Origin of the sequence: Kroppenstedtia sanguinis, from assembly GCF_050433445.1 — a bacterium.
Taxonomy (GTDB): domain Bacteria; phylum Bacillota; class Bacilli; order Thermoactinomycetales; family DSM-45169; genus Kroppenstedtia; species Kroppenstedtia sanguinis.
This window is the reverse complement of the sequence record NZ_JBNPXF010000025.1, coordinates 46,220-53,650: the sequence shown is the minus strand read 5'-3', so window position 1 is coordinate 53,650 and position 7,431 is coordinate 46,220. Positions and strand designations below refer to the sequence as shown.

At 50.6% G+C, this 7,431-nt stretch carries 5 protein-coding genes, 9 tRNA genes and 1 rRNA gene; all 15 read left to right on the top strand.

What is annotated here, in order from left to right; genetic code table 11:
• A 23S ribosomal RNA gene (locus JOD24_RS13705) occupies window positions 1–197 on the top strand; the annotation flags it as partial.
• Window positions 198–346: 149 nt separating this feature from the next.
• Window positions 347–421 (top strand) — tRNA-Asn (locus JOD24_RS13700).
• Window positions 422–423: 2 nt separating this feature from the next.
• Window positions 424–499 (top strand) — tRNA-Thr (locus JOD24_RS13695).
• Between the two features lie 4 nt (window positions 500–503).
• A tRNA-Glu gene (locus JOD24_RS13690) sits at window positions 504–579 on the top strand.
• An 89-nt stretch (window positions 580–668) separates the two neighbouring features.
• Window positions 669–744: transfer RNA gene (locus JOD24_RS13685), tRNA-Val, on the top strand.
• Window positions 745–752: 8 nt separating this feature from the next.
• Window positions 753–837 (top strand) — tRNA-Tyr (locus JOD24_RS13680).
• A gap of 5 nt (window positions 838–842) precedes the next feature.
• Window positions 843–917, top strand: a tRNA-Gln gene (locus JOD24_RS13675).
• Between the two features lie 4 nt (window positions 918–921).
• Window positions 922–997: transfer RNA gene (locus JOD24_RS13670), tRNA-Lys, on the top strand.
• A gap of 19 nt (window positions 998–1,016) precedes the next feature.
• Window positions 1,017–1,092 (top strand) — tRNA-Lys (locus JOD24_RS13665).
• 9 nt (window positions 1,093–1,101) lie between these two features.
• Window positions 1,102–1,176: transfer RNA gene (locus JOD24_RS13660), tRNA-Gly, on the top strand.
• 329 nt (window positions 1,177–1,505) lie between these two features.
• A complete protein-coding gene (rocF, locus tag JOD24_RS13655; protein WP_380167497.1) occupies window positions 1,506–2,408 on the top strand; it encodes an arginase in 903 nt (300 codons plus the stop codon).
• A 455-nt stretch (window positions 2,409–2,863) separates the two neighbouring features.
• On the top strand, window positions 2,864–3,499 hold the full coding sequence (locus tag JOD24_RS13650) for a sigma-70 family RNA polymerase sigma factor (RefSeq protein WP_380167495.1): 636 nt from the start codon (window positions 2,864–2,866) through the stop codon (window positions 3,497–3,499).
• A 144-nt stretch (window positions 3,500–3,643) separates the two neighbouring features.
• Entirely contained in the window at window positions 3,644–4,456 is an 813-nt protein-coding gene (gene cdaA, locus JOD24_RS13645; protein ID WP_380167493.1) for a diadenylate cyclase CdaA, read from the top strand.
• A complete protein-coding gene (locus JOD24_RS13640) occupies window positions 4,449–5,648 on the top strand; it encodes a CdaR family protein (RefSeq protein ID WP_380167491.1) in 1,200 nt (399 codons plus the stop codon). The genes cdaA and JOD24_RS13640 overlap by 8 nt, the downstream gene beginning before the upstream one ends.
• 28 nt (window positions 5,649–5,676) lie before the next feature.
• Window positions 5,677–7,035, top strand: coding sequence for a phosphoglucosamine mutase (gene glmM, locus JOD24_RS13635; RefSeq protein WP_380167489.1), 1,359 nt, complete (start codon window positions 5,677–5,679; stop codon window positions 7,033–7,035).
• Window positions 7,036–7,431 lie beyond the last annotated feature (396 nt).

The window sequence follows — 7,431 nt, the reverse complement described above, 5'->3', positions numbered from 1 at the left end:
GCCAGATGCATCGCTGGGTAGCCAAGTGCGGAAGGGATAAGCGCTGAAAGCATCTAAGCGCGAAGCCCCCCTCAAGATGAGATTTCCCATCCTTACTGGAGTAAGACCCCTTGTAGATGACGAGGTAGATCGGTCCGAGGTGTACGCGTGGCAACACGTTTAGCTGACGGATACGAATCGGTCGAGGACTTCTCCTGAATTGCTTCGCAATCTTTGGCTCTGTAGTCTGTATCCGGTTTTCAGGGTGACATCCATCCTAAACAATTTCATAAGAAAATTTCTCTTGATAATTGGGGAGAAACGTTATATAATGAGATTTGTCCGTGAAAAATGGACTTGTTCATGATCCTCAGTAGCTCAATGGTAGAGCGCCCGGCTGTTAACCGGTAGGTTGCAGGTTCGAGTCCTGCCTGAGGAGCCAATGCTCCCATAGCTCAGTTGGTAGAGCGCTTCCATGGTAAGGAAGAGGTCACCAGTTCGAGTCTGGTTGGGAGCTCCACTACGGCCCGTTGGTGAAGCGGTTAACACACCAGCCTTTCACGCTGGCATACAGGGGTTCGAATCCCCTACGGGTCACCATGCTGAATGTGAGTTGTGGGATGTGAGCTGTGGAAAAGCTTCCTTCATTTCCGTCTCTCACTTCCCACCTCGCATTTTCCGTCAAATGTGGACGGTTAGCTCAGTTGGGAGAGCACCTGCCTTACAAGCAGGGGGTCGCAGGTTCGAGCCCTGCACCGTCCACCACTCTTCACGGAGGGGTAGCGAAGTGGCCAAACGCAGCAGACTGTAAATCTGCCGGCTTTGCCTTCGTAGGTTCGAATCCTACCCCCTCCACCATCTAATGGGGCGTAGCCAAGTGGTAAGGCAACGGACTTTGACTCCGTGATGCGTAGGTTCGATCCCTACCGCCCCAGCCATTATGACCCATTAGCTCAGTCGGCAGAGCACCTGACTTTTAATCAGGGTGTCCCAGGTTCGAATCCTGGATGGGTCACCATAGTTTATATAAAAACGATGGGTTGTTAGCTCAGTTGGTAGAGCACCTGACTCTTAATCAGGCTGTCGCAGGTTCGATCCCTGCACAACCCACCATATACATATGCGGAAGTGGCTCAGGGGTAGAGCATCGCCTTGCCAAGGCGAGGGTCGCGGGTTCGAATCCCGTCTTCCGCTCCAAAAAAACACCTGTCGAGATCGACAGGTGTTTTTGTCATTTAATTTGCTTTTGTATTTGTGTATAAGGATGCATCTGAAAAAAGATGGTTACATTCCTTCCGCTGTTGTAATCCCTAAAAATCGGTGGAATACAGAGTTATACGGAACGCCGGCTGGAGTAAAAATCACGTTATATCCTCCTTATACTCATCTTTACATCTATATAATCGTCTTTTCACACAATAGTGTATAAAGGGGGAGTTTACTGTAAAATAGGCTTCTTGCTCCATTTCGATATGATAAGATGAGATAAAGGGAGAATAGCCGCTGAGAGAAGGGGGTTTCTTCACATGTACAACAAAGACATCACTATCGTCGGTGTTCCCATGGATTTAGGGGCAGACCGCCGGGGGGTCGACATGGGCCCCAGTGCCATACGATATGCTTCTTTAAAAGAAAAGTTGTCCGAACTGGGGTGCAATGTAAAAGACGCTGGCAATTTAGCAGTTCCCACCCCGGAATCATATAAAGTGGGATCATCCAAATTGAAATATTTGCGTGAAATTACCCAAGTATCTGAGGAATTGGCCGTTACCTTGGATCATGAGATTCAAAAGGGCCGGTTCCCTTTAGTGTTGGGAGGAGACCACAGCATTGCGATTGGCACGATTGCCGGTGTAGCCAAGCATTACAAACGGCTGGGAGTCATTTGGTTTGACGCTCATGGGGATCTGAATACCGCTGATACCAGTCCCTCGGGAAATATCCATGGGATGCCGCTTGCTGCCAGCTTAGGGATCGGTCACTCTGATCTTGTGAACATCAGTGGTTTTTCTCCCAAAGTTCATCCGGAGAATGTAGTGGTGATCGGAGCCCGTGATCTCGATGAAGGTGAACGAACGTTGATTCGCCAACAGGGGATCCAGGTTTTTACCATGCATGACATCGACCGTTTGGGCATGGGAGCCGTGATGGAAGAAACTCTGCGCATCGTGACCGATGGGACTGACGGCGTTCATCTGAGCCTCGACTTGGATGGCCTGGATCCCCATGATGCTCCCGGTGTGGGAACGCCGGTGGTTGGTGGAATCACCTATCGAGAGGGGCATTTGGCGATGGAGATGTTGGCAGCTTCCCATCGTCTCACCTCTGCTGAATTTGTGGAAGTCAACCCGATTCTGGATCATGGCAATCGGACGGCCCAAGCTGCTGTAGCGCTGATCGGTTCCGTATTCGGTGAAAAGGTGCTTTGAACCAGGCGTGTTGATTGGCCATATTCTAGGAAGGAAATCAGGTCGGCTGGTGGGGCAAGAGATCGTAGCCGTCCCGCTATTCCCGTCCCCTCAAGCAATGTTTTTGCGATGGGGCAATGTTCCATCATCCACTTGATGTTTAATCAACATCCCTGGCTTTGAACTTTGAAAAAGAAAAGAAAGATTCCCGGCTCAAAAAAGGGCCGGGAATTTTTGTGTTCAGAGAATTAAAAAGTCGAGGACTACCCTGTTGAGTCTAGTTAAAAAATGACTCTCTAATCCGTTTGGTATATTTTGAGGTACAGACCCCTGGATCGTGTTGAAATAAGTAGAAATTCCGCCAATGATCCATTACCATAATGATTGGAAAAAGCAACAATTTCATTCACAGCCGGAAGGATGAGACGGGCCTCACTGGACAAAGGTCAAGAAAAGATAGGAGCGGGAAGTTTTTTATGAAGAGATTGCCGGCAAAACTCAGAATGGATGGGTCATTGGAAAAGGCGGGAAAGGGTGATGACGAATACACGATAGATGAGAAAAAATGGATCACTCTTGCACAATCCGGAGATCAAAACGCCTTTATCCAATTGATCCGACCTTATGAACATCCTCTTTATCTGTTGGCTTACAGAAAACTGCAGCATCCTCAGGAGGCGGAGGACATCGTTCAGGAGACCTTACTGCGTGCTTATCTCCACCTAGGTCGATTCAACTGCGGGAACCAATTTTCCGCCTGGATTTACCGGATTGCGAGCAACCTTTGTATCGACCGGATCCGCAAGAAAAAGGCCGAATTTTATTTGGATGCCCCCTTGGATCGGGGAAAGGAATGCTGTCTGTACCAATTCATTCCTGCTACTGATAAAACTCCGGAGGAACACTTTTTTGAGAGGGAACAGCGGCGAGAAGTCCGGCGGGCGATGCATGAGCTTCCCAGTCATTATCAGTCGGTCATGTTTATGAGATATATGAAGGAAATGCCTCTAGCGGAAATCGGTGAAGCATTATCTATGCCTGTCACCACGGTTAAAACCCGAGTGCATCGCGGGAGAAAAGCCCTCGTCAAACAACTTATACCTACTTATTGATCTGTCGATACCACGCCCTCGGGAGTCTTTTTCCCCTGGGCATTTCTTTTTTTGGTTTCTTACCGCATAATGGAGAGATAAGAAGGTATTTTGCCCAAGCGGCTGGTAGCATACTATGGACTGTTGGGGCTGTGGAGGGGTCCGATGAGCAAACTGGATGGGATCACCCAATATGTGAATGATATTGTCGATATCTTAATCGTCACCTATATGATTTATAAGTTGTTGATGCTGGTCAGAGGAACCCGGGCGGTTCAATTGCTGAAAGGGATTTCTGTGGTTCTGGCGGTCTGGATGTTGTCCAGTCTGTTCCACTTGTCCACCCTGCAGTGGTTGATGGAAAATCTGTTCTCCTGGGGTATTATTGTGGTGATTATCATCTTTCAACCGGAACTTCGTCGTGCCCTGGAACAACTTGGACGGGGACGCTTTTTTAACCGAGGTGTAGGTGAAGATGAACAGATGGTCACACGGATTGTGGGGGATATGGTCAAAGCGGTCTCCTATCTCGGGAAGCGGCGGATCGGTGCTTTGATTGTGGTCGAGAGGCGGACCGGTCTGTCTGACTATGTGGAATCGGGAATCAATCTGGATGCCGATCTGAACTCGGAAATCCTCATCAATATCTTCACACCGAAGGCTCCCCTCCATGATGGTGCTGTAATCGTTCGGCAGGATCGCATTGCAGCGGCGGGCTGCTATTTACCCTTGTCGGAAAATCCTTTCATCAGCAACGAATTGGGCACCCGTCACCGAGCTGGAATGGGGATCAGTGAGTTGACGGATGCGGTCGTCATCATCGTCTCCGAGGAAACCGGGCAGATCTCCTTGGCGATGCAGGGACAATTGGAGCGGGGTCTTTCGGAAGAAGAGATGCTCTCCCGTCTGTACGAGGAGTTGAAGCCCTCCGGTCGGCAGACGTCCTTCTGGAACCGGAAGGGGGACAAGGATGGATAAATGGCTCCAGAACAACAATGTGATCAAACTGGTTGCCCTTTTATTGGCTGTCATGCTTTGGTTGATCGTCAACGATGAAGGCAATCTCTTTCATAGCAAACAAGTCGACCATATTGTAACCCATGTTCCCTTGACGGTTCTTTACGATGAAGATCGATTGGCCATCCGTAAAATGCCTGATTCGGTGGATCTCTATCTCCGCGGGCACATCCCCTCCATGAAGCGGGTCACTCCCTCCCACTTCGAAGCCTATGTCGACCTTCGCAACCAAAAAGAAGGAATCCACCGGGATCTTCCGGTGAAGGTAAGAGGGGTTCCCGGTGGGGTGGAGGCGGAGGTACGTCCACAAAGGGTAGAGGTCACCCTGGAGTCCAAACGGAGCCGGGTGATTCCTGTGGAGACAGAAGTGATCGGACATCCCAAGCCGGGCTATAAGGTGGGAAAACCGGTAGCCAAGCCGGAGCGGGTCGAGGTGAAAGGGACCCGGTCTGACCTGGAAAAGGTGCGGAGGGTTCGAGCGGTGGTAAATGCTGAAGGGGCGACAGAAACGATCTCCAGATCCGTATCGTTACAAGTATACGGAGAGGATGGTGAACTCAACGGGATCGAAGTCCATCCGCAGAAGGTGGATGTGGAGATTCCCGTGGCCAGCCCACATGTGCAACTCCCCTTGACGGTACAATATTCCGGTGTTCCCCCAAAAGAATGGGCAGTGGAGAGCGTCAAGACAGAACCGGATCAGGTGACGGTATATGGCACGAAAAATTACCTTACTGGACTAAAAACGTATCCGGGGCCTGTGTTAGATTTGTCGGGTATGAACCGAAACCGGACCATCGTGATGGAAATTCCCGTCGGTGGTGACGCCGTCCAAGTGAAGCCTGAGCAGATTACATTGGATGTCAAAGTGGTCAAGGGGAAAGAAAAGACCTTTCAAAATCTCCCGGTGGAAATCAGGGGAGCCAAAGGAGAAGCACAGGTGGAGATCGTAAGTGGAAACCAGGTGGATCTCACGTTGTTCGGCGCTCCCCGTCGGCTGAAAGGGTTGAAACCAGGAGATCTGAAAGCCTATGTCGATCTGTCGAAACAAAAGAAACCGGGAGAATACGAGGTTCCTGTTCTGGTGGAAACGCCGGATTTCATCCGGATGGCGGAGGGTCCATCTCCAACAGTGACCGTACGGGTGGAATAGAGATAGATGGAGCACAAGGAGGAGAAACATGGGAAATTACTTTGGTACCGATGGCATCCGAGGAGTAGCCAACCGGGAGCTTACCCCAGAATTGGCTTATCGAGTGGGGCGGGCTGGCGCCTATGTATTGACACAACAGAACCGCAATGATGATCCAGACAAAACACCTTTAGTACTCGTAGGACGGGATCCTCGCCTTTCTGGAGAGATGTTGGAATCGTCGTTGGTGGCGGGGATGCTTTCCATCGGAGTCAATGTGGCCCGCCTCGGGGTGATCACCACACCAGGTGTGGCTTGGTTGACCCAGGAGCTGAAGGCCAACGCAGGTGTGATGATCTCTGCTTCCCATAATCCCTTCGAAGATAACGGAATCAAGTTTTTCGGTCACGATGGTTTTAAACTGTTCGATTCCCTGGAAGCGGAGATCGAAGCTTTGCTAGATGAGGAGAAGGATCGGCTTCCCCGGCCCGTGGGTGCACAGATCGGTCGCTTGGAAGACCGGAAGGATGCATATCAGCTCTATCTCCAACATCTGCAATCCACCATTCAGACCGATTTGTGCGGGATGGATATCGTGGTTGACTGTGCCAATGGGGCCGCCTCCCAGTTGGCACCGATGCTCCTCCGTGATCTGGGAGCCGATGTGACCGCCATGTGTGCAGATCCGGATGGAGTCAATATCAATGTGGATTGCGGGTCTACCCATCCGGAAAGGTTGCGGCAGGAAGTTTTGCACCGGAACGCACATCTGGGGCTTGCCTTTGACGGTGACGCCGATCGATTGATCGCTGTGGATGGAGAGGGAAAGTTGGTGGATGGGGATCAGATCCTTTGTATCTGTGCTGATTTCATGAAAGAACAGGGGGAGCTGAAGGAGGATACCCTGGTCACCACTGTCATGAGTAACATCGGTCTGTACAAAGCGATGGAATCCATGGAGATTCGAACCGAACAAACCAAAGTGGGCGACCGTTATGTGATGGAAAAAATGCGCCAGGGCGGTTTTAATCTCGGTGGGGAGCAATCCGGCCACATTATTTTCCTTGACTATAATACCACTGGAGATGGGATGCTGACCGCCTTGCAATTGTTGCGGGTCGTCAAGGAGAAGGCAACCACTTTGAACCAGCTGGCTCAAACTATGACCCGCTATCCGCAAATTCTGGTGAATGTATCCGTCAAGGAGAAGGAACATTGGGATCAGAATCAGCAGATCATGGGCAAGATCCGAGAAGTGGAAGAGGCCCTCGGGGAGGACGGACGCGTACTGGTGCGTCCTTCAGGTACAGAACCTCTGATTCGGGTCATGGCGGAAGGGCCGGACAAAGAGCAATTGGAGTCTTATGTCGACAATATTGCCGATGTGATCCGGAGCCAACTCTCCTGACAGACGAAATCTGAAACTGAACCGACCGATACAGATGACGGTCGGTTTATTATTTTTTCATAGCCGCGTGTACCGCAAGGTTATAAAAGGCCTGAACTGAAGGTGGAGGAGACTGTCATCTACTCCACAATGATTGTGGATTGATCCTTTTGTAACTCTTTCTGTGGCCGAGACGCAATTCAGTTCACCTCATTAGTTAGGGAATAATCCAGACGTGTTGATTAGCCGTATTTTAGGCAGGAAATAAGGTCGGGATGGTGGGAGGGTGAAGAGCCTTTGCACCCATAGGGCACAAGTCTCGCCAGGGTCGCTTTCCGCTCCCGGGTCTCGCTATGCGTTCTTTGCAAGAGATCGTAGCCGTCCCACCATCCCCGTCCCCTCAAGCAATATTTACGA

Coding starts and splice junctions, on each gene's coding strand:
- rocF (WP_380167497.1), top strand. CDS start 1,506: ATGTACAACAAAGACATCACTATCGTCGGTGTTCCCATGGATTTAGGG.
- JOD24_RS13650 (WP_380167495.1), top strand. CDS start 2,864: ATGAAGAGATTGCCGGCAAAACTCAGAATGGATGGGTCATTGGAAAAG.
- cdaA (WP_380167493.1), top strand. CDS start 3,644: ATGAGCAAACTGGATGGGATCACCCAATATGTGAATGATATTGTCGAT.
- JOD24_RS13640 (WP_380167491.1), top strand. CDS start 4,449: ATGGATAAATGGCTCCAGAACAACAATGTGATCAAACTGGTTGCCCTT.
- glmM (WP_380167489.1), top strand. CDS start 5,677: ATGGGAAATTACTTTGGTACCGATGGCATCCGAGGAGTAGCCAACCGG.